This is a genomic window from Sphingobium sp. SG1, from assembly GCF_057063145.1.
In genome coordinates this window covers 196,840-221,401 of sequence record NZ_JBVVOJ010000007.1, presented here as the reverse complement: position 1 = coordinate 221,401, position 24,562 = coordinate 196,840, and the positions used below count along the sequence as shown (strand labels likewise).

25 protein-coding genes are annotated in these 24,562 nt (G+C 66.0%); 16 read left to right on the top strand and 9 right to left on the bottom strand.

Translation table 11 applies throughout. From position 1 onward, the window contains the following. Positions 1 to 48: 48 nt before the first annotated feature. From AC0KVN_RS16955 to cobU, 8 genes are read left to right on the top strand one after another with little or no spacing between them, the layout of a single operon-like run. Complete coding sequence (locus AC0KVN_RS16955; RefSeq protein ID WP_435567622.1) at positions 49 to 2,004, top strand: TonB-dependent receptor plug domain-containing protein; 1,956 nt, start codon at positions 49 to 51, stop codon at positions 2,002 to 2,004. Next, positions 2,004 to 2,411: a DUF1636 domain-containing protein gene (locus tag AC0KVN_RS16950; protein WP_314715639.1), complete on the top strand. Its 408-nt coding sequence runs from the start codon at positions 2,004 to 2,006 to the stop codon at positions 2,409 to 2,411. The genes AC0KVN_RS16955 and AC0KVN_RS16950 overlap by 1 nt, the downstream gene beginning before the upstream one ends. Continuing rightward, complete coding sequence (gene cobT / locus AC0KVN_RS16945) at positions 2,408 to 3,421, top strand: nicotinate-nucleotide--dimethylbenzimidazole phosphoribosyltransferase (RefSeq protein WP_435567623.1); 1,014 nt, start codon at positions 2,408 to 2,410, stop codon at positions 3,419 to 3,421. Before AC0KVN_RS16950 ends, cobT begins: the two co-directional genes overlap by 4 nt. Continuing rightward, positions 3,418 to 3,987, top strand: a complete 570-nt coding sequence (locus tag AC0KVN_RS16940; protein ID WP_435567624.1) for a histidine phosphatase family protein — start codon at positions 3,418 to 3,420, stop codon at positions 3,985 to 3,987. The genes cobT and AC0KVN_RS16940 overlap by 4 nt, the downstream gene beginning before the upstream one ends. Next, on the top strand, positions 3,984 to 4,703 hold the full coding sequence (locus tag AC0KVN_RS16935) for an adenosylcobinamide-GDP ribazoletransferase (RefSeq protein ID WP_435567625.1): 720 nt from the start codon (positions 3,984 to 3,986) through the stop codon (positions 4,701 to 4,703). The genes AC0KVN_RS16940 and AC0KVN_RS16935 overlap by 4 nt, the downstream gene beginning before the upstream one ends. Continuing rightward, positions 4,700 to 5,683, top strand: coding sequence for a threonine-phosphate decarboxylase CobD (cobD, locus tag AC0KVN_RS16930; RefSeq protein WP_313394743.1), 984 nt, complete (start codon positions 4,700 to 4,702; stop codon positions 5,681 to 5,683). Before AC0KVN_RS16935 ends, cobD begins: the two co-directional genes overlap by 4 nt. Then, positions 5,676 to 6,629, top strand: coding sequence for an adenosylcobinamide-phosphate synthase CbiB (gene cbiB / locus AC0KVN_RS16925; RefSeq protein ID WP_313394742.1), 954 nt, complete (start codon positions 5,676 to 5,678; stop codon positions 6,627 to 6,629). Before cobD ends, cbiB begins: the two co-directional genes overlap by 8 nt. Beyond that, a complete protein-coding gene (gene cobU, locus AC0KVN_RS16920) occupies positions 6,626 to 7,132 on the top strand; it encodes a bifunctional adenosylcobinamide kinase/adenosylcobinamide-phosphate guanylyltransferase (protein ID WP_435567626.1) in 507 nt (168 codons plus the stop codon). The genes cbiB and cobU overlap by 4 nt, the downstream gene beginning before the upstream one ends. 28 nt (positions 7,133 to 7,160) lie before the next feature. Here the strand turns inward: cobU and dapD are convergent, their stop codons facing one another. From dapD to AC0KVN_RS16900, 4 genes are all read right to left on the bottom strand, one after another. Beyond that, entirely contained in the window at positions 7,161 to 8,000 is an 840-nt protein-coding gene (gene dapD, locus AC0KVN_RS16915; protein ID WP_017502548.1) for a 2,3,4,5-tetrahydropyridine-2,6-dicarboxylate N-succinyltransferase, read from the bottom strand. Beyond that, positions 7,997 to 8,668, bottom strand: a complete 672-nt coding sequence (locus AC0KVN_RS16910) for a pyrimidine 5'-nucleotidase (protein WP_313394739.1) — start codon at positions 8,666 to 8,668, stop codon at positions 7,997 to 7,999. Before AC0KVN_RS16910 ends, dapD begins: the two co-directional genes overlap by 4 nt. A gap of 64 nt (positions 8,669 to 8,732) precedes the next feature. Then, the gene (locus AC0KVN_RS16905; protein WP_010335571.1) at positions 8,733 to 9,611 is read right to left on the bottom strand and encodes an LOG family protein; all 879 of its coding nucleotides are present in this window, start codon (positions 9,609 to 9,611) and stop codon (positions 8,733 to 8,735) included. Positions 9,612 to 9,722: 111 nt separating this feature from the next. Further along, positions 9,723 to 10,421 (bottom strand): extensin family protein, encoded by a 699-nt coding sequence (locus tag AC0KVN_RS16900; protein WP_048936180.1) that lies wholly within the window; start codon positions 10,419 to 10,421, stop codon positions 9,723 to 9,725. A gap of 160 nt (positions 10,422 to 10,581) precedes the next feature. Between AC0KVN_RS16900 and AC0KVN_RS16895 the strand changes: the two genes are divergently transcribed. The 3 genes from AC0KVN_RS16895 to AC0KVN_RS16885 all read left to right on the top strand — a co-directional run bounded on the left by AC0KVN_RS16895 (position 10,582) and on the right by AC0KVN_RS16885 (position 14,769). Further along, positions 10,582 to 11,742: a phosphoserine transaminase gene (locus AC0KVN_RS16895; RefSeq protein ID WP_279729470.1), complete on the top strand. Its 1,161-nt coding sequence runs from the start codon at positions 10,582 to 10,584 to the stop codon at positions 11,740 to 11,742. Between the two features lie 138 nt (positions 11,743 to 11,880). Beyond that, positions 11,881 to 13,461 (top strand): phosphoglycerate dehydrogenase, encoded by a 1,581-nt coding sequence (gene serA / locus AC0KVN_RS16890; RefSeq protein WP_010335574.1) that lies wholly within the window; start codon positions 11,881 to 11,883, stop codon positions 13,459 to 13,461. 177 nt (positions 13,462 to 13,638) lie between these two features. Further along, positions 13,639 to 14,769, top strand: a complete 1,131-nt coding sequence (locus AC0KVN_RS16885; RefSeq protein WP_435567627.1) for an ATP phosphoribosyltransferase regulatory subunit — start codon at positions 13,639 to 13,641, stop codon at positions 14,767 to 14,769. Here AC0KVN_RS16885 and AC0KVN_RS16880 read toward each other — a convergent pair. After that, complete coding sequence (locus AC0KVN_RS16880; RefSeq protein WP_435567628.1) at positions 14,763 to 15,623, bottom strand: alpha/beta fold hydrolase; 861 nt, start codon at positions 15,621 to 15,623, stop codon at positions 14,763 to 14,765. The genes AC0KVN_RS16885 and AC0KVN_RS16880 overlap by 7 nt on opposite strands. Positions 15,624 to 15,852: 229 nt before the next feature. Between AC0KVN_RS16880 and AC0KVN_RS16875 the strand changes: the two genes are divergently transcribed. Then, entirely contained in the window at positions 15,853 to 17,142 is a 1,290-nt protein-coding gene (locus AC0KVN_RS16875) for an adenylosuccinate synthase (protein WP_048936184.1), read from the top strand. A gap of 5 nt (positions 17,143 to 17,147) precedes the next feature. Continuing rightward, complete coding sequence (locus tag AC0KVN_RS16870) at positions 17,148 to 17,330, top strand: hypothetical protein (protein WP_004209747.1); 183 nt, start codon at positions 17,148 to 17,150, stop codon at positions 17,328 to 17,330. Here AC0KVN_RS16870 and AC0KVN_RS16865 read toward each other — a convergent pair. Further along, entirely contained in the window at positions 17,307 to 18,296 is a 990-nt protein-coding gene (locus AC0KVN_RS16865) for a family 43 glycosylhydrolase (protein WP_435567629.1), read from the bottom strand. The genes AC0KVN_RS16870 and AC0KVN_RS16865 overlap by 24 nt on opposite strands. A 155-nt stretch (positions 18,297 to 18,451) precedes the next feature. On the opposite strand from AC0KVN_RS16865, the gene AC0KVN_RS16860 reads away from it, so the two are divergent. After that, positions 18,452 to 19,021 (top strand): NADPH-dependent FMN reductase, encoded by a 570-nt coding sequence (locus AC0KVN_RS16860; RefSeq protein WP_435567630.1) that lies wholly within the window; start codon positions 18,452 to 18,454, stop codon positions 19,019 to 19,021. Here the strand turns inward: AC0KVN_RS16860 and AC0KVN_RS16855 are convergent. Next, a complete protein-coding gene (locus AC0KVN_RS16855) occupies positions 18,984 to 20,312 on the bottom strand; it encodes a dicarboxylate/amino acid:cation symporter (protein WP_435567631.1) in 1,329 nt (442 codons plus the stop codon). The genes AC0KVN_RS16860 and AC0KVN_RS16855 overlap by 38 nt on opposite strands. Positions 20,313 to 20,449: 137 nt before the next feature. Between AC0KVN_RS16855 and AC0KVN_RS16850 the strand changes: the two genes are divergently transcribed. Further along, positions 20,450 to 21,334 carry a bestrophin family protein gene (locus tag AC0KVN_RS16850; RefSeq protein ID WP_435567632.1) on the top strand — a complete coding sequence of 295 codons (885 nt, stop codon included), beginning with the start codon at positions 20,450 to 20,452 and terminating at the stop codon, positions 21,332 to 21,334. A gap of 65 nt (positions 21,335 to 21,399) precedes the next feature. On the opposite strand, the gene AC0KVN_RS16845 is transcribed toward AC0KVN_RS16850, so the two are convergent. Next, positions 21,400 to 22,731, bottom strand: a complete 1,332-nt coding sequence (locus AC0KVN_RS16845) for a dicarboxylate/amino acid:cation symporter (RefSeq protein ID WP_004209753.1) — start codon at positions 22,729 to 22,731, stop codon at positions 21,400 to 21,402. A 179-nt stretch (positions 22,732 to 22,910) separates the two neighbouring features. Beyond that, a complete protein-coding gene (gene pdxH, locus AC0KVN_RS16840; RefSeq protein ID WP_037521916.1) occupies positions 22,911 to 23,486 on the bottom strand; it encodes a pyridoxamine 5'-phosphate oxidase in 576 nt (191 codons plus the stop codon). A 136-nt stretch (positions 23,487 to 23,622) separates the two neighbouring features. On the opposite strand from pdxH, the gene AC0KVN_RS16835 reads away from it, so the two are divergent. Further along, positions 23,623 to 24,546, top strand: coding sequence for a DnaJ C-terminal domain-containing protein (locus AC0KVN_RS16835; protein ID WP_435567633.1), 924 nt, complete (start codon positions 23,623 to 23,625; stop codon positions 24,544 to 24,546). Positions 24,547 to 24,562 lie beyond the last annotated feature (16 nt).

Genomic DNA, 24,562 nt, shown 5'->3' with positions numbered 1-24,562 from the left:
GGGCACCGATATCGTCCCTGGGATGCGGTCCCTCGTCCGGGGGCTTATGTGTTCAAATATCTGACTTTCTGTTCTTTCCTTCTCTCCACCACCGCTTTCGCCGAAGAGGCGCAGCAGGCACCACCGCCCGATGCCGCCGCCGATGCCGGGGCATCCTCGATCCTCGTCACGGCGACCCGCCTCGCCACGCCGGTGGATCAGGTGTCGGCCTCCGTCACCGTGCTCGACAAGGCAGCGATCGACCGCGCGCAGGATCTGGGCGTCACCGAATTGCTGCTGCGCACGCCGGGTGTCAGCATCTCGCGCAATGGCGGCTATGGCACGGCGACGTCGCTGCGCATCCGCGGCGCGGAATCCGACCAGACCGTGGTGGTGATCGATGGCGTCAAGCTCAACGATCCGTCCTCGGCCGGCGGCGGCTATAATTTCGCCAATCTGTTGGTCGGCGACGCCTCGCGCATAGAAGTGCTGCGCGGTCCCCAGTCGACCCTGTGGGGCAGTCAGGCGATCGGTGGCGTCGTCAATGTCGTCACCGCCATGCCCGAACAGCCGCTGGAGGGCAGTTTCGACATAGAGGCGGGGTCGCGTGACACGGTCAGTGCCCGCGCGGCATTGGGTGGGAAGACCGGCCCGGTCAACTGGCGGATCGGCGGCCAGAGCTTCACCACCGACGGCATTTCGGCGATCAGCCCGGCTTTTGGTGGCAAGGAAAAGGACGGCTATACCAACCGCAGCGTCACCGGCCGGGTCGAGGTGGCTCTGGCGGACGGAATCAGCGCCGATCTGCGCGGCTATTATTCCGATGGGCGGGTCGATTTCGACGCGACCAGCGCGGACAGCCCCGCCTATGGCACCAATCGCGAATTTGTCGGCTATGCCGGCCTTAACGTCGCACTGCTCGACGGCCGGTTCCGCAACCGTTTCGGCTATGGCTATACCGACACCGATCGCGACAATTATGATCCGCGCAACCCGCGCAAGCAGACGTTCGACGCGGCGGGGCGCAACCAGCGGCTGGAATATCAGGGCAGCTTCGCGATCGCCGATGGCTGGACCGCGCTGTTCGGGGTGGAGAATGAGAATAGCCGCTTCCGCAGCGTGTCACCTTCGGCGTCGCTTTCGGTGCCGATTCCCGATCCGGCCCGCGGCAAGGCGGAGATCACCAGCGTCTATGGCCAGCTCAATGCCCAGCCGATTACGGGCCTGACCCTGACCGGCGGGCTGCGCTATGACGATCATAACCGCTATGGCGGTCGGACCCTTTTTTCCGCTGGTGGCGTCTGGGCGCTGCCGACCGGGACGGTGCTGCGCGCCAGCTATGGCGAGGGGTTCAAGGCGCCGACCCTCTATCAGCTCTTTTCCGAATATGGGAATCAGGCGCTCGATCCCGAACGCGCCCATGGCTGGGAAGCGGGCGCGGAGCAGCGTTTCTTTGGCGAGAAACTGCGACTGGGTGCGACCTGGTTTGATCGGACCACGACCGACCAGATCATCTATAATAGCTGTTCCTCCAGCTCGACCGATCCGCTCTGCTTCACGCCCGGCACCACCACCCGCCGCTATGGCTATTATCTCAATGTCGCGCGCGCCAAGGCGCATGGCATAGAGGCGCAGGTGGCGATCGAGCCGGTCAAGGGGCTGATCATCGACGGCAATTATAGCTGGACCGTGGCGGAGGATCGTTCGGAAGGGACCGCGAACGAAGGCAATTGGCTGCCGCGCCGGCCGCGTAACAGCGCCAATGGTTCGATCAGCTATGCCTGGCCCTTCGGCCTTACCACCGGCGCGGCGCTGCGCTGGTCCGGCCACAGCTATGACAATGCGGCCAACACGACGCGGCTGGACGATTATACGCTGGTCGACCTGCGCGCCGAATATGCGTTCACCCCGGCGTTGCGCCTGTTCGCCCGCGTCGAAAATCTCTTCGACGAGAACTATATGACGGCCTATCGCTATGGCACGCTCGGCCGCAGCATCTATGCCGGCTTCCGGGGGCGTTTCTGATGCTGCGCCCCGTCGAACCCGGCCCCGCCATTGTCACCTGTAATACCTGCCGTCATTCGGCGACGATGCGGGAGGATGCGGAGGGCGTGCGTGGCGGGGCACGGCTGGCGGAGGCGCTGCGCACGGTGCAGGCCTCCGACCCGCGCTATGCCGCCGTCGCGGTGCAGGACATGCCCTGCCTGTTCGCCTGCCAGGATCATTGCACCGTCCATCTGCGCGCGCCGGGCAAGGTCGGCTATGTAATGGGGCGGTTCACACCGGATGCCGATGCGGCGCGCGCGATCCTCGATTATGCCATTGCCTATGCCGCCAGCGAGCATGGCCGCGTCGCCTTTCGCGAATGGCCCGAAGGCGTGAAGGGCCATTTCATCACCCGTACCCCGCCGGAAGGATTTGTCGTCGAATGAGCTTCGCCTCGATCACCGATTTCGAAAATGCCCTGGCCAATCTGCCGCCGGCCGAGGAACTGGCGAGCGCGGCTGCACGCGCGCGGCAGGCGGAACTGACCAAGCCGCTCGGCGCGCTCGGCCGGCTGGAGGATGTTGCGATCTTCATGGCAAGCTGGCAGGGGCGCGCGGTGCCGCGCCTGAAGCGGGCGCGTGCCGCGATCTTTGCCGGCAATCATGGCTTCACCGTCCATGGCGTCAGCGCCTATCCCGCCGCCGTGACCGCGCAGATGGTCGCCAATTTCGCCGCCGGCGGCGCGGCGATTAACGCGCTGGCCGGTGTGGCCGGGCTGGAACTGGCGGTGCGATCGATCGATCTGGACCGGCCAACGGCGGACTTCACCATCGCCCCGGCCATGACCGAGGAGGAGTGCCTGACTGCGCTGTCGATCGGCGCGGCGGCGGCCGAAGAGGATCTGGACCTGCTGGTCGTGGGCGAAATGGGGATCGGCAATTCGACCGCCGCCGCCGCGCTGAGCGCCCGCAGCTTCGGCGGAAAGGTCAGTGACTGGGTTGGTCCCGGCACGGGCGTCGATGGCGAGGGGATCGCGCGCAAGATCGCGACGATCGATCGCGCGCTCGCCTTCCATGCCGATGCGCCGGACAGCGCCTTTGAAACGCTGCGCCGGCTGGGCGGACGCGAACTGGCGGCGATTGCCGGCGCGGTGCTGCGCGCCCGCCAGCTGGGCGTGCCGGTGCTGCTCGATGGTTTCATCAGTTGCGCCGCGATCGCGCCGCTGGTGGCGCAGGTGCCGGCCTTTGCCGACCATTGCCTGGCCGGTCATTGCTCGGCCGAGCCTGGCCATGGCCTGCTGCTGGAAAAAATGAGCCTTGAACCGCTGCTGCGCCTCGACATGCGATTGGGCGAAGGCAGCGGCGCGGCGGTTGCGGCTAATATCGTCCGTGCGGCCGTAGCCGCGCATAGCGGCATGGCGACCTTTGCCGAGGCGGCGGTGTCGATCGCGACATGATGGGCATGCCGCTCCACCTGCTGCGGCATGGCGCGCCCGAGACGCCCGGCCTGTTGCTGGGGCGGACCGACAGCGTGCCGACGCGCGCGGGCATCGATGCCTGCCTGGCGCAGGCGGAGGGGCTGGAGATCGAGATGATCGTGACGTCCGACCTGCAGCGCGCCCGGCAGGCGGCGACCGCGATCGGCGAGCGCGCCGGCTTGCCGGTATGGGTCGATCCGCGCTGGCGGGAACTGGATTTCGGCATCTGGGATGGTCTGGCCCCGGCCGATGTCGATCCCGAGGGGCTCGCCCGTTTCTGGCAGGATCCCGATGGCTTCGCGCCGCCGGGCAGCGAGGGATGGACGGCATTGCTGGGACGGATCGCCGATGCGGTCGAGGATCTGCCGCGCGTCCCCACATTGGTGCTGACCCATGGCGGGGCGATGCGCGCGGCGCTGGCCCATCTGTGCGGGTTCAGCGTGCAGCAGAGCTGGAGCTTCGGCCTGCCCTATGCCGCCTTGCTGTCGCTGGAACGCTGGACCGGCGAACCGCCGCTCGCCCGCATCACGGGCCTGCGCCCATGAAGGGGCTGGTCCTTGCCATCCAGTTTCTGACCCGCCTGCCGATGCCGAAGGTGACAGCGAACGAGACAGACTTCGCACGGTCGATCCGATGGTTTCCGGCGGTCGGCGCGATTGTCGGTCTATCTGTCATGTTCGCTGTCAATCTTGGCGTTCGCATCGATCCCTGGATCGGGGCGCTGGCCGGGCTGCTCTGCTGGGTCGGCGTGACCGGGGCGCTGCATCTCGACGGCTTGGGAGACATCGCCGACGCCTGCGGCGCGGTACATAAGGGGCGCGACCGGCTGCAGGCGGTGCTGGCCGACCCGCATGTCGGCAGTTTCGGCGTGGTGGCGATCGGCCTGCAACTGATCGCCAAGCTACTGTTGCTCCATGCGCTGGTCGAGCGGGGCATGATGCTGCCGCTGCTGCTCATTCCCTTTGCCGCGCGGATCGGGCCGCTGCTGTGGGCGCGCATGCTGCCGCCCCTGCACGCCGGGCTGGGCGCGCGCTTTGCCGATGCTGTCAAAACGATCCACATCTCCCTGTGGATAAGTCTGTTGATAATCGCCGCCTGGTGGCTGCCGGCCCTGCTCGCGGCGCCGCTGTTGATGCTGGTCTGGGGCCTGTGGCTGAAGCGCAAGCTGGGCGGCATTTCCGGCGATGGCCATGGCGCGGGTATCGAACTGGTTGAAAGCGGGCTGCTTTTCGTCGTCCTGATCGCGGGCGGCACGGCATGACGACGCGCTGGACATGGCATGGCGGTGGTGTCGCGGCGGCGAGCGCGCATTTTGGCGGTGCGCCGGAAAGCTGGCTCGACTTATCCACAGGCATCAATCCCCATGCCTGGCCCGGCGCTGCCGAGCAGGCGATCGACTGGCGCGCCTTGCCCGACGAGCAGGGGCTGCGCGCGCTCGAACAGGCGGCGGCCGATCATTTCGGCGTCGCGGCCGATCATGTCTGCGCGCTGCCGGGGACGGAGATTGGCCTGCGCCTCGTTGGCACATTGCTCGACGGTTCGGTCCGCCATGCCAGCCCGGCCTATCGCACCCATGGCGCGATGGTGTCCGGCGCGGCGCCGGTCGATCTCGACCATCTGGACGAGGCGGACGGGCAGACGCTGATCCTCGCCAATCCCAATAATCCCGACGGGCGCATCCATGGCGTGGCCGATCTGCTGCCCCTGCTCGACCGGCGCGGGCCGGATGGCTGGCTGGTGGTGGACGAGGCCTTTGCCGATGGCCATCCGGGCATCAGCCTGGCGCCCTTCGTGGCCGACGATCGCCGCCTCATGCTGTTGCGCTCCTTCGGCAAGTTTTTCGGGCTTGCCGGCCTGCGCCTCGGTTTTCTGGTGGCGCCGCGCGCGATCATCGCGCGGGTGCGGGAGCGGCTGGGTGCCTGGCCGGTGTCGGCCGCCGCCATTGCCATCGGCACGGCAGCCTATCGTGATAGAGCTTGGATAGAAGCGATGCGCGATCAGCTCCAGCGGGAGGCGCAGGCGCTCGACGCGCTGCTGCTGGGCCACGGTTATCAACCGATCGGCCAAAGCCCGCTCTTCCGCCTGATCGAAACGCCCCATGCCACGGCCCTGTTCGAGCGGCTGGCAGGGCAGGCGATTTTGACCCGGCCCTTCGATAGTCAGCCGCATTGGCTGCGCATCGGCCTGCCGGCCGACGCGATGGGCCTGGCCCGACTGGAACGGGCGCTGCGCCATGGCTGATCCGGTTGCGTTGCTGGCGCTCGCGCTGGATGCGGTGGTCGGCTGGCCGGCCGCGCTCTATCGCCGGGTCGGCCATCCGGTCGGCAGCTTTGCGCAGCTCATCGATCATTGTGCCGCGCGCTGGAATGATCCGGCGCGTAGCGCTCTCGCCCGGAAAATGGGCGGGATTGCAACGTTGTTGCTTTTGCTGTCGGTGGCGGGCGGTGGCGGATGGCTGGTCCAATATCTGCTCCGCCTCTGGTCGCCGCAGCCGTGGAGCTGGATGCTGATCGGCCTGCTGGCCTATCCGGCGCTGGCGCTGCGCAGCCTCTATAGCCATGTCCGCGCGGTCCATCGCGCGCTGGCGGCCGATGATCTGTCGGCGGCGCGGGAGGCGGTTGGCATGATCGTCGGCCGCGATACGCAATCGCTCGATGAAAGCGGCGTGACCCGCGCCGCGATCGAGAGTCTGGCGGAGAGCTTCTGCGATGGTGTCGTTGCGCCCTTCTTCTGGTTGCTGCTGCTGGGGCTGCCGGGCGTCTGGGCCTATAAGGCGGTGAACACGGCCGACAGCATGATCGGCCATCGCGAAGCCCCCTGGGGGCCGTTCGGCTGGGCGGCGGCGCGCACCGATGACCTCATGAACCTGATCCCGGCGCGGCTGGCCGGTTGCCTGCTCTGCCTGGCGGGCGGGGGCGGCTGGCGGGTGATGTGGCGCGACGCGCGCAACCATGCCTCGCCCAATGCCGGCTGGCCCGAAGCGGCGATGGCCGGCGCGCTCGACCTGCGGCTGGCCGGGCCGATCCGCTATGATGGCGTGCGCCACGACAAGCCCTGGATCGGCAGCGGGCGGAGTGATGCCGATCCGCTCGACCTGCGCTGGGCGCTGGCCATCTATGTTCAGGCCTGCCTGCTGCTCTGGCTGGTGGCCGGGCTGCAGGCACTGTTTGCTGGAGACATGATATGAGAAGCAGTCTGCTGGTGCTGGGCGGCGCGCGATCGGGCAAGAGCCGCCATGCCCAGGCAGCGGCGGAAGCGCTGCCCGGCGCGCACGTCTTCATCGCCACGGCCGAGATTTGGGACGCGGAAATGGCCGACCGGATCGCCCGGCATCGGGCCGATCGCGGGCCGGAATGGAAAACAGTGGAGGCGCCGATCGACCTGCCGGGCGCGATCGCGGCGGCGCGGGGCAAGACCGTGCTGGTCGACTGCCTGACCTTGTGGGCCAGCAACCTGCTGCTGGCGGATCGGGATGGGGAGGCGGCGGCCGACGCGCTCTGTGCCGCGATCCTGGCCCATGACGGGGCGATCATCCTGGTCGCCAATGAAGTGGGGCTGGGTATCGTGCCCGACAATGCGCTGGCGCGGCGCTTTCGCGATCTGGCCGGCACGTTGAACCAGCGGGTCGCGGCGGTGGCGGATCAAGTTGTGTTTGTTGCGGCGGGCCTGCCGCTCGCGCTCAAGGGGTGAAGGGGCGGCGGACCGCCCCCTCGCTCGATTAGTCGCGCAGCAGTTCGTTGATGCCGGTCTTCGACCGGGTCTGCGCGTCGACGCGCTTGACGATCACGGCGCAATAGAGGCTGGGGCCGGGCGTGCCGTCGGGCAGCGGCTTGCCGGGCAGCGAGCCGGGGACGACGACCGAGTAGGGCGGCACTTCGCCCATGAACACTTCGCCGGTGGCGCGGTCGATGATCTTGGTCGACTGGCCGATGAATACGCCCATCGACAGCACCGAGCCCTTGCCGATGCGCACGCCCTCGACCACTTCCGAACGGGCGCCGATGAAGCAGTCATCCTCGATGATGACCGGATCGGCCTGCAGCGGTTCGAGCACGCCGCCAATGCCGACGCCGCCCGACAGATGGACATTCTTGCCGATCTGGGCGCAGCTGCCGACCGTCACCCAGGTGTCGACCATCGTGCCTTCATCGACGAAGGCGCCGATGTTGACGAAGCTGGGCATCAGGATGACATTCTTGGCGATATGGCTGCCGGCGCGGGCGAAGCTGCCCGGCACGGCGCGGAATCCGGCGGCGCGGAAGGCGGCCTCGTCCCAGCCAGCGAACTTGCTGGGCACCTTGTCCCACCAGTGACCGGCGCCCGGACCATTATCGATCATGACATTGTCGTTGAGGCGGAAGGAAAGCAGCACGGCCTTCTTCGCCCACTGGTTGACCTGCCAGCCGGCTTCGGTCGGTTCGGCGACGCGCAGTTCGCCCTTGTCGAGCAAGGCCAGCGCCTTGTCGACTGCCTGGCGGACGTCGCCCTGGGTCGACAGGTTGATGTTGGCCCGGTCCTCCCAGGCGGCGTCGATGATCGCGATCAGATCTTGGCTCATGGTCTTTCCCCAAAAATATCCGCCAGGAACGGCGTCAGATGGTCGGTTTCATAATCGATGAAATCGGGATGATGGTCGTGATTGCCCGCTTCCGATCCGTTATTGACCCAGATGGTGGTCATGCCGATCGCCTTGGCGGGCTTCAGATTACGGGCCATGTCCTCGAAAAAGGCAGCGCGGGTCGGGTCGACGGCGTGGACGCTGCACAGCTCGGCATAGCCCGACGGATCGGGCTTGGGCACATAGCGGCAGGCGTGGATGTCGTGGATCAGCTCGAACGCGCCGGTCAGGCCCAGTCTGTCGAGCACGCGGCCGGCATAGGTGGCATCGCCATTGGTGAAGATCAGCCGGCGGCCGGGCAGGGCGGCGATATGGGCGTTGAGGGCAGTGTCGACCGCCAGCCGCTCCATCGAGATGTCATGGACATAGTCGAGAAATTCGCGCGGCTCGATGCCATGATGGTGCATCAGCCCCGACAGGGTCGTGCCATGCTCCATGAAATAGCGTTTCTGGACGATCCGCGCCTCGGCCGGGTCGCAGCCCAGCAGGCCCTGGATATATTCGCCCATCTTCACGTCGATCAGCGCGAACAGGTCCGCCTTCGCCGGATAGAGCGTATTGTCCAGATCGAAGATCCAGGTGTCGACATGGGCCAGGTCCGCGCGCATGGCCGCGCCCTAATCCCCGCCGGGGATTAGGGCAAGGGCGCAAAGGCCCCATGGATCGGCCGCATCAGCCGCAGCCGGGCGCTTCGCTGTCGTGATAGAAGTCCTGCACCGCGGCCCAGGCGTCCTCGGCCGTCTCGACCCAGGTCAGCAGGTTGAGGTCATTGTGCGAAATCACGCCCTCGTCCGCCAGCGCCTCGAAATCCACCACCTTGTTCCAGAAATCCTTGCCGAACAGCAGGATCGGGATCGGCTTCATCTTGCCGGTCTGGATCAGGGTGAGCAGTTCGAACATCTCGTCGAACGTGCCGAAGCCGCCAGGGAAGACGGCGAGCGCGCGGGCGCGCAGCAGGAAATGCATCTTGCGCAGCGCGAAATAGTGGAACTGGAAGCTCAGTTCCGGCGTGACGAACAGATTGGGCGCCTGTTCATGCGGCAGCACGATGTTCATGCCGATCGTCGTCTGGCCGACATCGACCGCGCCGCGATTGGCCGCTTCCATGATCGAGGGACCGCCGCCCGAGCAGACGACGAAGTGGCGGCAACCCGCGGCGTTCACCGGATATTGCGCCGCGATCCGCGCCAGCTTGCGCGCTTCCTCATAATAGCGGGCCTTCTTGCCCAGATTTTCCGCGATCTTCTTTTGCTGCGGGGTGGTGGCGGCGTCGATCCGCGCCTGGACCTGATCGGGTTCGGGAATGCGGGCGGAGCCGTAGAAGACGAAGGTGGATTCGATCCGCGCCTCGTCCATCAGCAACTGGGGCTTGAGCAATTCGAGCTGGAAGCGCACAGGGCGCAGATCCTCGCGCAGCAGGAACTCATTGTCCTGGAAGGCGAGCTTGTAGGCGGCGCTGCTGGTCTGGGGGGTTTCGATCGCCTTCCTGGCGTCGTCCGCTTCCTGGCGTGCGGGGCGGAATTTGCGTTCTTCAATTTCTTTCTTGGTCATTCCCAACAAGCTAGGCGCGGCAGGTGACAATGCCAAGACCGTTAGCGGGGAAATCCGCCAAGTTGGCTATTTCCGCTCAGCGGCAGAAACCGCCGCGTTTCTGATTACCGCTTAACGGCAAAAGCCGCCGCGGCCGCCCATGTCGAAATGGAAATGGTCATGATGGGCGGCGTTATAGTCGGGCGACAGCACCGTGTTGAACCGCTTGCAGGCGCTGGCATGGACCACTTCCAGAAACTGGCGGGTGCGCTTGTCACCATTCCAGTCCTTCTCGACGCTGATCCGCCGCCCGTCGCTCAGCACGAAGGCGGACACGTCGATTGCATTGCTGTGGGCATGTTCGCTGAGCTTGCCGCTGCCCGCGATCGGCCGGCAATTATAGGTGCCGAATGTCTCGATCTTCTCGATCTCCGCGCCCAGGATCAGCCGGGCGGCGGGCTGCACGGCATAGCGCGACCAGGCGGCGAAATTGGCGGCAAGGTTGCAGGTCATGGCCCCCAGACCCGAGGTCGGCACACCGATGTCGAGCAGCTTGACGCTGCCGATCGCGCTGCATCCGCCGCCGAAATTCTGATCGGGCAGAGGGGTGAAGGCGACCGACTGGGATTGCAGCTTGGCGAAACATTGCCGGGTTTCGAGTGGCGGCGGCGCGGGCGGGGTGGCCGGGCGCGCGCTCTTCACCGGCTTGGATGCACGCGCGACTCGACCTTTGGGCACCAGGTCGCCGCTGCAGGCGGCCAGCATGCTCGCCATCGTCGCGGCCAGGGCCGCGCTGCGCCATACCGAATTTTTCGTCGCCCGCTCTACCATCAATCCCGCATTTACCACGGCTTTCCGGGCTGATGGGTTAACGGCGCTGTCATTTCGTCGCATTTTGCTGCGGCTTGACTCTTTTTCCGAAATCTTTAGGGCGGCCGACGGGCCACGCGGTCCCAACGCCGCGCGTGCTCTCTGTAAGGAGACGCATTACATGACTGATCTGACTGCCGTTGACGCCACCATTGCGCCTGCCGCAAAGCCCGCAACCCGTCCGGCTCGCCCCTTTTTCTCTTCCGGTCCCTGCGCCAAGCCTCCGGGCTGGGATGCCGCCAAGCTGGCCACTGAGTCGCTCGGCCGTTCGCACCGCGCCAAGATCGGCAAGACCCGCCTCGCCTACAGCATCGACCTGATGCGCGAGTTGCTGAACCTGCCCGACACCCACCGCATCGGCATCGTGCCGGGTAGCGACACCGGCGCCTTCGAAATGGCGATGTGGACGATGCTGGGCGCCCGCCCGGTGACGACGCTGGCCTGGGAAAGCTTCGGCGAAGGCTGGGTGACGGACGCCGCCAAGCAGCTGAAGCTCGACCCGACCGTGATCCGTGCCGACTATGGCCAGTTGCCCGACCTTTCCACCGTCGACTTCTCGAACGATGTGCTGTTCACCTGGAACGGCACCACGTCGGGCGTGCGCGTGCCCAATGCCGACTGGATCCCGGCCGACCGCGAGGGCCTGACCTTCGCCGACGCCACCAGCGCGGTCTTCGCCTATGAGATCGACTGGACCAAGATCGACGTCGCCACCTTCTCCTGGCAGAAGGTGCTGGGCGGCGAGGGCGGCCATGGCGTGCTGATCCTGGGCCCCCGTGCCGTCGAGCGTCTGGAAAACCACACCCCCGCCTGGCCGCTGCCCAAGGTGTTCCGCCTGATGGCCAAGGGCAAGCTGGCTGAAGGCGTGTTCAAGGGCGAAACCATCAACACCCCTTCGATGCTGGCTGTCGAGGACGCGATCTTTGCGCTGGAATGGGGCAAGTCGCTGGGCGGCCTCCAGGGCCTGATCGCGCGCAGCAACGCCAATGCGGCGGCGCTGGGCAAGATCGTCGCCGAACGCGACTGGCTCGGCCATCTCGCCGTCGACGAAGCCTCGCGCTCGACCACCAGCGTTTGCCTGACCGTCGAGGGCGCCGACGAAGCCTTCATCAAGGCCTTCGCTGGCCTGCTCGAGAAGGAAGGCGCCGCCTATGACGTGGCGGGCTATCGCGACGCCCCGGCAGGCCTGCGCATCTGGTGCGGCGCGACCGTCGAGACCGCCGATATCGAGGCGCTCGGCCCGTGGCTCGACTGGGCCTACGCTCAGACCAAGGCTGCCTAACTTCATTTAAATTCCGATCGCCCTGAGCGAAGTCGAAGGGCTCGGCCGACCGATAGGGAGGCCACTTCGCTTCGCTCAGTGGAGGGCTTCGACTTCGCTCAGCCCGAACGGTTACAGATATTCCAGAAGGATATTCCCATGCCCAAGGTTCTCATTTCCGACAAGATGGACCCCCGCGCCGCCGCGATCTTCCGCGAGCGTGGTGTCGAGGTTGACGTCATCACCGGGCAGACCCCGGAAGAACTGGCCGCGATGATCGGCGCTTATGATGGCCTGGCCATCCGCAGCTCGACCAAGGTCACCAAGGCGATTCTCGACGCCGCGACCAACCTCAAGGTCATCGGCCGCGCCGGTATCGGCGTCGACAATGTCGATATCCCGGCCGCATCGGCCCAGGGCGTGATCGTGATGAACACGCCGTTCGGCAACTCGATCACCACCGCCGAACATGCCATCGCACTGATGTTCGCGCTAGCCCGCCAGATCCCCGAAGCCAATGCCCAGACGCAGCAGGGCCTGTGGCCCAAGAACGGCTTCATGGGCGTGGAAGTGACCGGCAAGACGCTGGGCCTGATCGGTGCCGGCAATATCGGGTCGATCGTCGCCAGCCGCGCGCTCGGCCTCAAGATGAAGGTCGTTGCCTTCGATCCCTTCCTGACGCCCGAGCGCGCCGTGGAAATGGGCGTGGAAAAGGCCGATCTCGACACGCTGCTGGCGAAGGCCGACTTCATCACGCTGCACACGCCGCTGACCGACCAGACCCGCAACATCCTGTCGAAGGAAAATCTGGCCAAGACCAAGAAGGGCGTGCGCATCGTCAACTGTGCCCGTGGCGGCCTGATCGACGAAGCGGCGCTGAAGGACGCGCTGGATTCGGGCCATGTCGCGGGCGCCGCGCTCGACGTGTTCCAGACCGAGCCGGCCAAGGAATCGCCGCTGTTCGGCACGCCGAACTTCATCTGCACCCCGCATCTGGGCGCATCGACCGACGAAGCGCAGGTCAATGTCGCGCTGCAGGTCGCTGAACAGCTCAGCGACTATCTGCTCGACGGCGGCATCACCAATGCGCTGAACGTCCCCAGCCTGTCGGCCGAGGAAGCGCCTAAGCTCAAGCCCTATATGGCGCTGGCGGAAAAGCTGGGCAGCCTGATCGGCCAGCTGGAAGGCGATGCCATCACCGGCGTTGCGGTCGAGGTCGAGGGCCATGCCGCCGAGCTGAACCAGAAGCCGATCACCGCCGCGGTGCTGGCCGGCCTGATGCGCGTCTATTCGGACACGGTGAACATGGTCAACGCGCCCTTCCTGGCGAAGGAGCGTGGCCTGGACGTGCGTGAAGTGCGCCATGACCGCGAGGGCGACTATCAGACGCTGGTGCGCGTCACCGTTTCGACCGAAGCAGGCGACAAGTCGGTGGCCGGCACGCTGTTCGGCCATGCCCAGCCGCGTCTGGTCGAGCTGTTCGGCATCAAGGTCGAAGCCGATCTCGACGGCCACATGCTCTACATCGTCAACCAGGATGCGCCGGGCTTCATCGGTCGCCTGGGCTCGAAGCTGGGCGAGTCGGACGTCAATATCGGCACCTTCCACCTGGGCCGTCGCAACCAGGGCGGTGAAGCCGTGCTGCTGCTGTCGGTGGACGGCACCGTCACCGAACCGCTGCGCTGGGCGATCTGCAACCTCGCCGGCGTGAAGCAGGTGAAGCTGCTGCGCTTTGCCTAAGCTGACCTAAATATCTGCCGTTCGGTTCGAGCAGCCCTTCGACTGCCTGCAAGGCAGGCGCTCAGGACAGGCTTCGAGCTTGTCGAGAAGCGTCGTCGAGAACAGTTCTCGACAAGCTCGAACCGAACGGGGGTAGGGGATGGCCTAACCCCAAAATTCCGCTAAAGGGCCTGTCTCATGACCATGATCCCGCCAAGCCTGCTCCCGGAGGGGCTATCCGATCGCCTGCCGCCGCAGGCCGAAGCTTCCGCGCGCCTGGCGCGCCGCGTGCTCGATACGGTCGCGACCCATGGCTATGAGCGGGTCATGCCGCCGCTGGCGGAGTTCGAGGACACACTGACCCAGCGGCTCAAGTCGATGCGCGCGCAGGATCTGGTCCGTGCCGTCGACCCGGTGTCGCAGCGCACTTTGGCCTTCCGCCCCGACATGACCGCGCAGGTCGGTCGCATCGCCGCCACCCGCCTGCGCAGCGCGCCGCGTCCGTTGCGCCTGTCCTATGCCGGGCCGGTGATCCGCCAGAAGGCGAGCCAGCTGCGCCCCGAGCGCGAGAAGATGCAGCTGGGCGCCGAACTGATCGGCAGCGACAGCGCCGCCGCCGCGGTCGAGATCGTCAACATCGCGATCGAGGCGCTGACTGCCGCCGGCGTCACCGGCATCACCATCGATTTCACCTTGCCCGACCTGATCGACGCGCTGGCTGCTGGTCCGTTGCCGCTGGGGGCAGAGGAACTGGAAGCCGTGCGCGCCGAACTGGACGCCAAGGATGCCGGCGCGCTGGTGGCGATCAGCCCGGCCGCCGCCGCCTATCTGCCGCTGATCGAGGCGACTGGCCCGTTCCACGCCGCGATGGAACGGCTGGAGGCGTTCAGCGCCAGCCTGGGTGGCGCCATCGACAGCCGCATCGCGGGCCTGCGCGCGATCGCCAAGCCGATCGGCTGGGACATCACCCTGACCCTCGACCCGACCGAACGGCACGGTTTCGAATTCCAGAACTGGTTCGGCTTCTCCATCTTTGCCGAGGGCTTCATCGGTGAGGTCGGCCGTGGCGGCAGCTATGCCATTGCTCGTGCTGGCGAAACGGATGAGCCCGCCATGGGCTTTTCGCTCTATCCCGATCCGCTGATCGACGCGGGCTTTGGCGACGAGCGGCCCAGGCGCCTGTTCCTGCCGGTCGGCCATGATGCCGTGCGCGCGGCCGCGCTGCGGGCCGAGGGCTGGCACACGGTTGCGGCCCTGGCTAACGGCGAAGATGGCGCGGCCCAGCGCTGTTCGCACTGGCTGGATGGCGTCGAACCCCGCGCTTATTGACCGAACAGCCGGCGCAGCCAGGCGTCCACGATGCCGGTGCCGGCATAGTCGGCATCGCCCATCTCGCGGTTGATCTGCATATGGCCGCGCAGCCCGCGTCCGGGCAGCGCATGGATCTCTACCGGGGTTCCCGCTTTGCGCAGCGCGGCGGCGAGCGCATTGGACTGGGCGGTGCCGTCGATCCGATCGACATGGAGCAGCAGGAAATCGGGGGCGTTGGGCTTTGCCGCCTGCAAGGTGGGCGATAGCGCCTTCTGCCGCGCCGGATCGGTGCCGAACGCCTGTTCATAGGTTTTCGCCATGAATCGGCCGCCCTGCGCCATCTGCGTTGGCACGTCATAAGCCGCGCCATCCAGTGCGATGATGCCGCGCACGGCATCGGGCTTCAGCCCGGCCTTGGCGAAATAGCGCATGTCGGTGCCGACCAGCGCGACCAGATGCGCGCCGGCGCTATGGCCCATCAGGATGATGCGGTTGGGATCGACCCCCAGTGTCGCCGCCTGGCTGCGCAGACGGGCGACGGCATCGGCGACGTCCTGCGCTTGGCTCTCGACCGTCGCATCGGGCACCAGCCGGTAATTGATCGATGCGAAGGCATAGCCAAGGCCGGTATAATGGGGCGCCTTGGCCGCGCCGGTGGCATTGTCCTTGCTGCCGCGCTTCCAGCCGCCGCCATGGACGAATATGACCAGCGGTGCCTTGGCGCTCTTGCCCGGCCAGAAATCGATCGCCTGCAATGGATCATGGCCATAGGTCATGGCCTGCGGCGCCGCGGCGGCCGTCTGGCCCTGGGCGGCCATCGGCGTGCCCGCGAGCAGGGAGAGAATCAGGATGGGAATCAGCCGTCTGCGCATATGGATCGTCCTTCGCTGCCCCCTGCGCCGCCATGATCGCGAGGGCGCATCCTGCCGTAAAGTCGGCACCTGGTATCAAAGTGTAATGTGCCTCCAACCTTGACGCATTGGTCCCGCCCGGCTAACGCGCGCCCCGCACAGGGCGTACCCCGCCCATCCTATTCCACCGGCATGCCGAGTCCCGTCGAAGGGCATGGCCGGTCCGCGCGGCGGGCGGAGGAGTGTATCCATGGCAAATGTTACCGTGATCGGCGCCCAATGGGGTGACGAAGGCAAGGGCAAGATCGTCGACTGGCTGTCGGAGCGCGCCGATGTCGTCGCCCGTTTCCAGGGCGGCCATAATGCCGGCCACACGCTGGTCGTCGGCGAGAAGGTCTACAAGCTCTCGCTGCTGCCGTCGGGCATCGTGCGTGGCACGCTGTCGGTGATCGGCAATGGTGTGGTGCTGGACCCCTGGCACTTCCGTGACGAGGTCGCCAAGCTGAAGGGCCAGGGCGTCGAGATCACCCCGGCAAACCTGCAGATCGCCGAGACCTGCCCGTTGATCCTGCCCTTCCACCGCGACCTCGATGGCCTGCGCGAGGATGCGTCGGGCGCCGGCAAGATCGGCACCACCCGTCGCGGCATCGGCCCGGCCTATGAGGACAAGGTCGGCCGCCGCGCCATCCGCGTCTGCGACCTCGCCCATCTCGACGATCTCGACCTGCAGATCGACCGGCTGACCGCGCATCATGACGCGCTGCGCGCTGGCTTTGGTGAAGCACCGATCGATCGCGCCCAACTGATGGCCGACCTGACCGAGATCGCCGCCTTCATCCTGCCCTTCGTCAAGCCCGTCTGGCTGACGCTCAACAAGGCGAAGTCGGAAGGCAAGCGTATCCTGTTCGAAGGCGCGCAGGGCACTTTGCTCGACATCGACCATGGCACCTATCCCTTCGTCACCTCGTCCAACACGGTGGCGGGCACGGCGGCGAGCGGCACCGGTCTTGGCCCCAATGGCGCCGGCTTCGTGCTGGGCATCGTCAAAGCCTATACCACCCGCGTCGGGTCCGGCCCGTTCCCGACCGAGCAGGAAAATGACGTGGGCCAACGCCTGGGCGAGCGTGGCCATGAATTCGGCACCGTCACTGGTCGCAAGCGCCGCTGTGGCTGGTTCGACGCGGTGCTGGTGCGCCAGTCGGTCGCGGTTTCGGGCGTGACCGGCATTGCGCTGACCAAGCTGGACGTGCTCGACGGCTTTGAAGAGCTGAAGATCTGCGTCGGCTACAAGATCGGCGACCAGAGCTTCGACTATCTGCCCGCCCATGCGCAGGACCAGGCCAAGGCCGAGCCGATCTATGAAAGCATTGCCGGCTGGAGCGAAACCACCGCCGGCGCGCGCAGCTGGGCGGAGCTTCCGGCACAGGCGATCAAATATATCCGCCGCATCGAGGAACTGATCGGTTGCCCGGTCACGCTCGTGTCGACCAGCCCGGAACGCGACGACACCATCCTCGTCCGCGATCCCTTCGCGGATTAAGGGGCATGGCCGGCGAACGTTTCGAGCGGCACAAGCAGCCCTGGACCCAGGATGAGGTCCAGAAGCTGCACACGCTCGCCAAGAAGGGCATGGCGCTGAAGGCGATCGCCAAGGCGCTGACCCGCAGCGAGGAATCGGTGAAGACCCGCGCCAAGCAGGACGGTCTATCGATCGCCAAGCTGCGCTGAGAGATGAGAAGGCCGGGCGGAAACGTCCGGCCTTTCCTCATTCCGGGCGTGGCGCTCGACCGGCAGGATGACCCCGTCCTTGGCATAGGTCAGCGGCGCGATGGTGATCGAGCGCCGGTGATCGCCGCCACCGGGCAACAGCTTGTCATGATAGAAGAGCCAGCTCTTGCCGCCCCGCTCCACGATCGCCTGATGATTGGTCGAGATCGGCAGATAATCGAGGATCACCCCGCCATAGGCGAAGGGGCCGAGCGGCGAGGCGGCAGTGCCGTAGATGATCTGGCCGGGCCAGCCGGTCGAGAAGCTGAAATAATAGCGGCCCTTGTGGGCGTGGAGATAGGGCGCCTCGCCATATTTCTTCTTGGGGTCGCTGGCCGGCAGTCCGGTGACGGCGACATCCATGATCGGACCGTCGACATGGATCATGTCGGGCTTCAGCCGCACCACCTTGGGCACGCGGGTGCCGAAATAGAGATAGGCCTGTCCGTCCGTGTCGATGAAGACGGCGGGGTCGATCGGTTCGGCACCGGCATTGGCGTCTCGCGCCTTGTCGATCAACGCGTCGCCGCGCGCGTCGCGATAAGGCCCCTGGGGGCGGTCGGCCACCGCAACGCCGATCCGGTCGCCGCCGATCGGCGCATAGAAATAATAGCGTCCGTTGCGTTGGGCGACTTCGGGGGCCCAGGCCTTGGCATCGGGCCGTGCCCATTTGAAGGTGGTGACGTCGAGGAAAGCACCATCGTCTTTCCAGCTCTTCATGTCGGTCGAGCTGTAGAGGCGCCAGCTCGTGCTGTCCCAGTAGCGGCCGGAATTGGAGGCGTCGTCGGTGGCGTAGAGATACCAGCGGTCGTCGAACCAGTGCGGCGAGGGATCGCCGGCAAAGCGCGGGCTGATCGGCTTGCCCGGCGCGACATCGCCATTGGCCATCAGCAGGCCCATGCAGGCCAGCAACGCCATCCTCTTCATCCGCATCCTCCCGTGTCGGTCATTGATGTGATGATGGCGTTCCGTCATGTGAAATGCAATTTCGCATCGTGAAATATTGAAAGATTGGAAGGCCGGCTGGACCCGATCGGGACAGGATGCGACAAGTCTTTCGACATCAAGGCAGGAGGCTCCGCATGGCACTCGATATCCTCGTCCTCTACGGTTCCTATCGGCGCGGCCGGCTCGGCATACGGCTGGCGGATTATCTGATCCGCAGCTTTGAAGGGCTGGGGCACAGGGCGGAACTGGTCGATGCCAAGGCCGTGGGCCTGCCGATGCTCGACCTGCGCTATAGCGACTATCCCGCCGGCGAGGCGCCCGCCGCCATGGCGCACCTTGCCGAGCGCCTGTCCGCTGCCGATGCCTTCGTGTTCGTTGCGGGCGAATATAATCGCGGCATGCAGCCGGGCCTCAAGAATCTGGTCGACCATTATCTCAAGGAGTTCGACCGCCGGCCGGCCGCGATCGCGAGCTATTCAATGGGCCGCTTCGCTGGGGTCAACAGCCATGCCGACTGGACGGTGACGCTGTCCGCCATGGGCATGGCGGTAATGCCCGAGCGGCTGAGCGTCGGCCAGATCCAGCAGGCGCTGGACGAGCAGGCCCAGCCCCAGGGCGAAGGCGGTGCGGCGCTGGATCGGGGCTTTGCCGGGTTCGCCGACACGCTCATCTGGTGGGCGCAGGCGGCGAAGGCGCAGCGCTGATTTCCTCGCGCGCCGATATCACCGTTGCCGCCACCAGGTCGCCGGTGACGTTGAGCGCGGTGCGGCACATGTCGAGCAGCCGGTCGACGCCCAGCACCAGCCCGATCCCCTCGGGCGGGATGCCGACCATCGCCAGGATCATCGCCACCACCGGCAGCGACCCGGCGGGCACGCCTGCCGTGCCGACCCCGCCCAATATGCAGACCAGCATCACCATCAATTGCTGACCAAGGCTGAGGTCGACATGGAAGAATTGGGCGAGGAACAGGACGGTGATCCCCTCGAACATCGCCGTGCCATTCTGGTTGGCAGTGGCGCCGATGGTCAGGACGAAGCGGGCGATGCGGCGCGGCAGGTGCAGATTCTCTTCCGCAACGCGGATGGCGGTCGGCAGGGTGGCATTGGAGGAGGCGGTGGCGAAGGCCATGACGCTCGCTTCCTGCACGGCGGCGAAGAAGCGCAGCGGCGACCGGCGCGCCAGCAGGCCGATCAGCAGCGAATAGATGCCGAACATCTGGATCGCGAGCGCCAGCAGCACGACCCCGACATAGGCGGACAGGCGCAGCAGCAAGTCCCAGCCGAACTGGGCGGCGAGGTTGAACATGAAGCAGGCGATGGCGATCGGCGCCAGGCGGATGACGATCGATATGAGGCGCATCGTCACCGCGAACAGACCCTCCATCGCGTCGAGCAACAGCTTCGTTTCCTTCGTCTGCACCAGCACCAGCCCAATGCCGAAGAAGAGGGCGAAGACCATCACCGCCAATATGTCATTGTCGGCCATCGCCGCGATCACATTGTCGGGGACGATCGCGATCAGCGCCTGCATGCCGGTGGGCGTGTCGGCGCCGCGATCGAGGATCGCCTGCGCCCCCTGTCCCGCATCGGCCAGCAGCGCGCGCGCCTGTGCCGGATCGACGCCCCCGCCCGGTTGCAGCAGGTTGACCAGCGCCAGGCTGATGACGACGGCGACACCGGACACGATCAGCGTATAGATGAGGGTGCGAAGGCCCACCCGGCGCAGCGAACGCATCTCGCCCATTTCGGCAATGCCGACGATCAGCGCGGAGACCAGCAGCGGGATCACGAGCATGAACAGCAGGCGCAGAAAGACCTGCCCGATCGGACCGGTGAGATAGCGGGTGACCGCATCGATCCAGGGCGCGCCGGGGGTTACGGCATAGGCGATCAGCCCAGCGGTGAGGCCGATCAGGAAGCCGGCCAGCATCTGCCATTGCAGCGAGAAGGCCGCGCGTCGGCCCACCTGTTCCTCTGTGCCCGGATCACTCATGGCCTCTCCTCTTCCTCCCGACCAACGAGCCATGCGGAAGCGGGTTGCGCGGCCGGCAATATTTCGTTTCGTTAGGGCATCGACGGAGCATAGCCGCATGCTCGGGCGTTGGGCCGGTTCACCAGAAGGAGTCTTGCATGATCGTTGATGCCGTCCCCAGCATGCGCCGGATCGCATCGGAAGTGTGGAAACCGCTGACCGCGCTGTTCGTGTGGGACTGTGCGGTCACGGCCGCTTATTATCTGTTGCCGTTCAAGGCCCCATCGCTGCCGCTCACCATCTTCGGTTCGGCCCTCGCCCTGTTCCTGGGCTTCCGGTCGAACAGCAGTTACCAACGCTGGTGGGAAGGGCGCACATTGTGGGGGGCGATGATCAACGCCTCGCGCAGCCTGGCGCGGTCTGCGCGCAATTTCCTGCCCGATCCGGAGGCCCGCGACCTCAAGCGCGAGATCGTCAAGCGCCAGATTGCCTATGTGAATGCGCTGCGCTGCCAGTTGCGGCGCCAGACGATCGGCGAGGATGTGACCAAATTCCTGCGCGAGGAGGACAAGGGCAAGGCGCTGGCGCGCACCAATCCGGCCAATGGCCTGCTCGATAGCACCGGCCGGCGGATCGACATGGCGCGGCGGGAAGGCTGGATCGATACCATCCAGCAGACCCAGATGGAGAAGGTGCTGGTCGACATCGCCAATGCCCAGGGCGGGATGGAGCGGCTGAAGAACACGCCGCTGCCCTTCCAATATCGGTTGCTGCCGGTGGTCTTCACCCATCTCTTTTGCATCCTGCTGCCGATCGGGCTGGTCGAGACGCTGGGTTTCGCCACGCCGCTAGGTTCGACGGTGGCGGGGCTGATGTTCATGGCGGTGCTACGGATCGGCGATGATCTGACCGATCCCTTTGCCGACAGCGTGCATGACGTGCCGCTGACCGCGATGTGCCGGACGATCGAGATCGACCTGCTCCAGTCGATCGGCGATCCGGCGCCAGATCCTGTCACGCCGGTGCGTGGTGTCCTGTGGTAAGGTAACAAAAAGCCCCGCCGGCATGATGCAGGCGGGGCTTTTTCTTTGGCATTGAAGCGCGGGCCTTAGCCCTTGCGGTCTTCGTCGACCATGTCGGAGGCCAGTTCCAGCCCCGCCCGGCCATGGGACGGGGTATGGGCCGGCGCCTTGGGATGGGGCACGTCGACCGGCTCCTCCACTTCCAGCATGCCTTCCCACTTGGTGATGACCGAAGTGGCGATGGCATTGCCCAGCACGTTGGTGGCAGTGCGGCCCATGTCCATGAAATGGTCGACCGCCAGGATGAAGGCGACGCCTTCGACCGGCAGGTCGAACTGGCCGAGCGTGGCGGCGACCACGACCAGCGAGGCGCGCGGCACGGCGGCGATGCCCTTGCTGGTGACCATCAGGACGAGCAGGATCGTGATCTGTGTCGCGATCGGCAGGTCGATGCCATAGGCCTGGGCGATGAAGATGGTCGCAAAGGTCGCATACATCATCGAGCCGTCGAGGTTGAAGCTGTAGCCCAGCGGCAGCACGAAGCTGTAGATGCGGCGCGGCACGCCGAACCGGTCGAGCTGTTCCAGCATCTTGGGATAGGCGGCTTCCGACGAGGCGGTCGAGAAGGCGATCAGGATCGGTTCGCGGACATAGCGGATCAGCTTGAACATCCGCTTGCCCAGGAAAATCGCACCCGCGCCGAACAGCAGCACCCACAGGCAGATGAGGGCGATGTAGAATTCGCCGACCAGCGCGCCGTAGGTTTTGAGCACGCCCAGGCCCTGCACCGTCACCGACGAGGCGAGGGCGCCGAACACGGCGAGCGGCGCGACCCGCATGACATAGCCGGTGACCTGCAGCATCAGCTCCACCAGCGCCTCGATCACGGTGATGATCGGCTTGCCCTTTTCGCCGATGGCGGTCAACGCCACGCCGACGAACAGCGAGAAGACGACGATCTGCAGGATCTGGTTGTCCGCCATCGCGCCGATCATCGACGTCGGGAAGACGTGCAGGATGAAGTCGCGGAAATTGAGCGCTTCGGTGTTGACGCCTGCATCCGCGCCCGACCGGACGAGGTTGAGGCCGGCGCCCGGCTCGAAGAAATTGACGAAGATCAGGCCCAAGGTCAGCGAGATCAGGCTGGCGATGATGAACCAGGCGAGCGCGCGCCCGCCGATCCGCCCCAGCGCCGCGCTGTCGCCCATATGGGCGATGCCCGCGACCAGCGTGGAAAAGACCAAAGGCGCGATGATCATCTTGATCAGATGAAGGAAGATGTCGGCCAGAAGGTGAAAATAGCCCGCCACATCCTTGGCCAGCGCTTCATCCCCGCCGACCCAGAGATTGGCCACGAAGCCCACGATCACGCCCAGGACCATGCCTGTCAGGATGTAGGCCGTCAGTCGATTTCGCATTATATTCCTCTAGCCAGCGAGCGGTCCGCCCGCGCATTCATTCTGTTCTGCTGGGTGGTGACACCTAACAGGCGCCCGGCCAGCCCGCAATCGGGCAGGCTTGGACTGTGCGGGGATAGACGAATGAGCCACCATATTCCGCGCCCTGTTTTACGGCAGGACAATGGCATGGTGCTCGCTCAGGGGTAGAGAAGCCCCTCGTTCCAGCCATTTTCCTGGCGCGTGAAGACGCGCCGTTCATGCAGGCGATGCTCGCGATCCTGCCAGAACTCGATCCGTTCCGGGGTCAGGCGGAAGCCCGACCAGTGGGGTGGGCGCGGCACCGGGCCGCCTTCGAACCGGGCGCGCACTTCTTCATAGCGATCCATGAAGACGGCGCGCGAGGGCAGGGGGCGGGACTGGTCGGAGGCCCAGGCGCCCAGCTGGCTATCGCGGCTGCGAGTGGCGAAATAGGCGTCGGCGGTAGCGTCGTCGACCGGGCCGACGCTGCCCTCGATCCGGATCTGGCGGCGCACCGACTTCCAGTGGAACAGCAGGGCGGCATGCGGATTGGCGAGCAGGTCGCCCGCCTTGCGCCCTTCGAAATTGGTATAGAAGATGAAGCCGTCGGGGCCATGGCCCTTGAGCAGCACCATGCGGACCGACGGGCGGCCCTGTGCATCGGCCGTGGCCAGCGCCATGGCGTTGCTGTCATTGAGTTCGGTCTCGCGCGCCTGCGCATACCACTCGTCGAAAAGGGCGAAGGGATCGGTCATGCCCCTGCCTTAGATTCCCGGCACCGCACTGTCGATACGGATGCGCCGCAGCTTGAACGATGCCCGGCCTTCGGCCACATAGGGGCGATATGGCCGTGATGCGGCAGATACCGGTTTCAGCATAACAGGATGATAGATGGCGGATCCCTATTCCACTCTGGGTGTGGCGCGCAGCGCGAGTGAAGCGGAGATCAAGTCCGCCTATCGCAAGCTGGCCAAGCAATATCACCCCGACAAGAATCAGGACAATCCCAAGGCGGCGGAGAAATTCTCGGCCGTGACCAACGCCTATGATCTGCTGTCGGACAAAGACAAGCGCGCGCGCTTCGACCGGGGTGAGATCGATGCTGACGGCAATCCGACCGCGCCGTTCGGCTTCGGTGGTGGCGGTGGCGGCGGGCGTGGCCGTCCCGGCGGGTTCGAGTTCAACGAGGGCGGCGCCGATTTCGGCGATATTTTCGAAGGCCTGTTCGGCGGCGCGGGTCGTCGCGCCGGGGGAGGCGGCGGCTTTGGCGGCTTTGGTCGCGGCGCGCCGCCGGCCAAGGGGGCCAATGTCGCCTATCGGCTGGCGGTGCAGTTCGTCGACGCCGCGACGCTGGCGCCGCAGCGCATCACCCTGCAGGATGGCAAGACGATCGACCTGAAGCTGCCCGCCGGGGTCGAAACCGGCACGCAGATGCGCCTGACCGGCAAGGGGCAGGCGGGCGCGGGCGGTGCGGGCGACGCGATCGTCACCATCGAGGTGAAGTCGCATCCCTTCTTCAAGCGCGATGGCGACAATGTGCTGCTCGATTTGCCGATCACCATCAACGAGGCGGTGAAGGGCGGCAAGGTGAAGGTGCCGACCGTCGATGGCCCGGTGATGCTGGGCGTGCCGGCCGGCACCACATCGGGCAAGACGCTGCGCCTGCGCGGCAAGGGCTTTACCGGCAAGGATGGCCAGCGCGGCGACCAGCTTGTGACCTTGCTGATCGACGTGCCTGCCGATGATCCGGTGATCCTCCAGCTGGTTGAGGATTGGCAGGATGGTCGCGCGGTGCGGACCCATCTGGGCGTCTAGGACGTTCGGCAAGGGT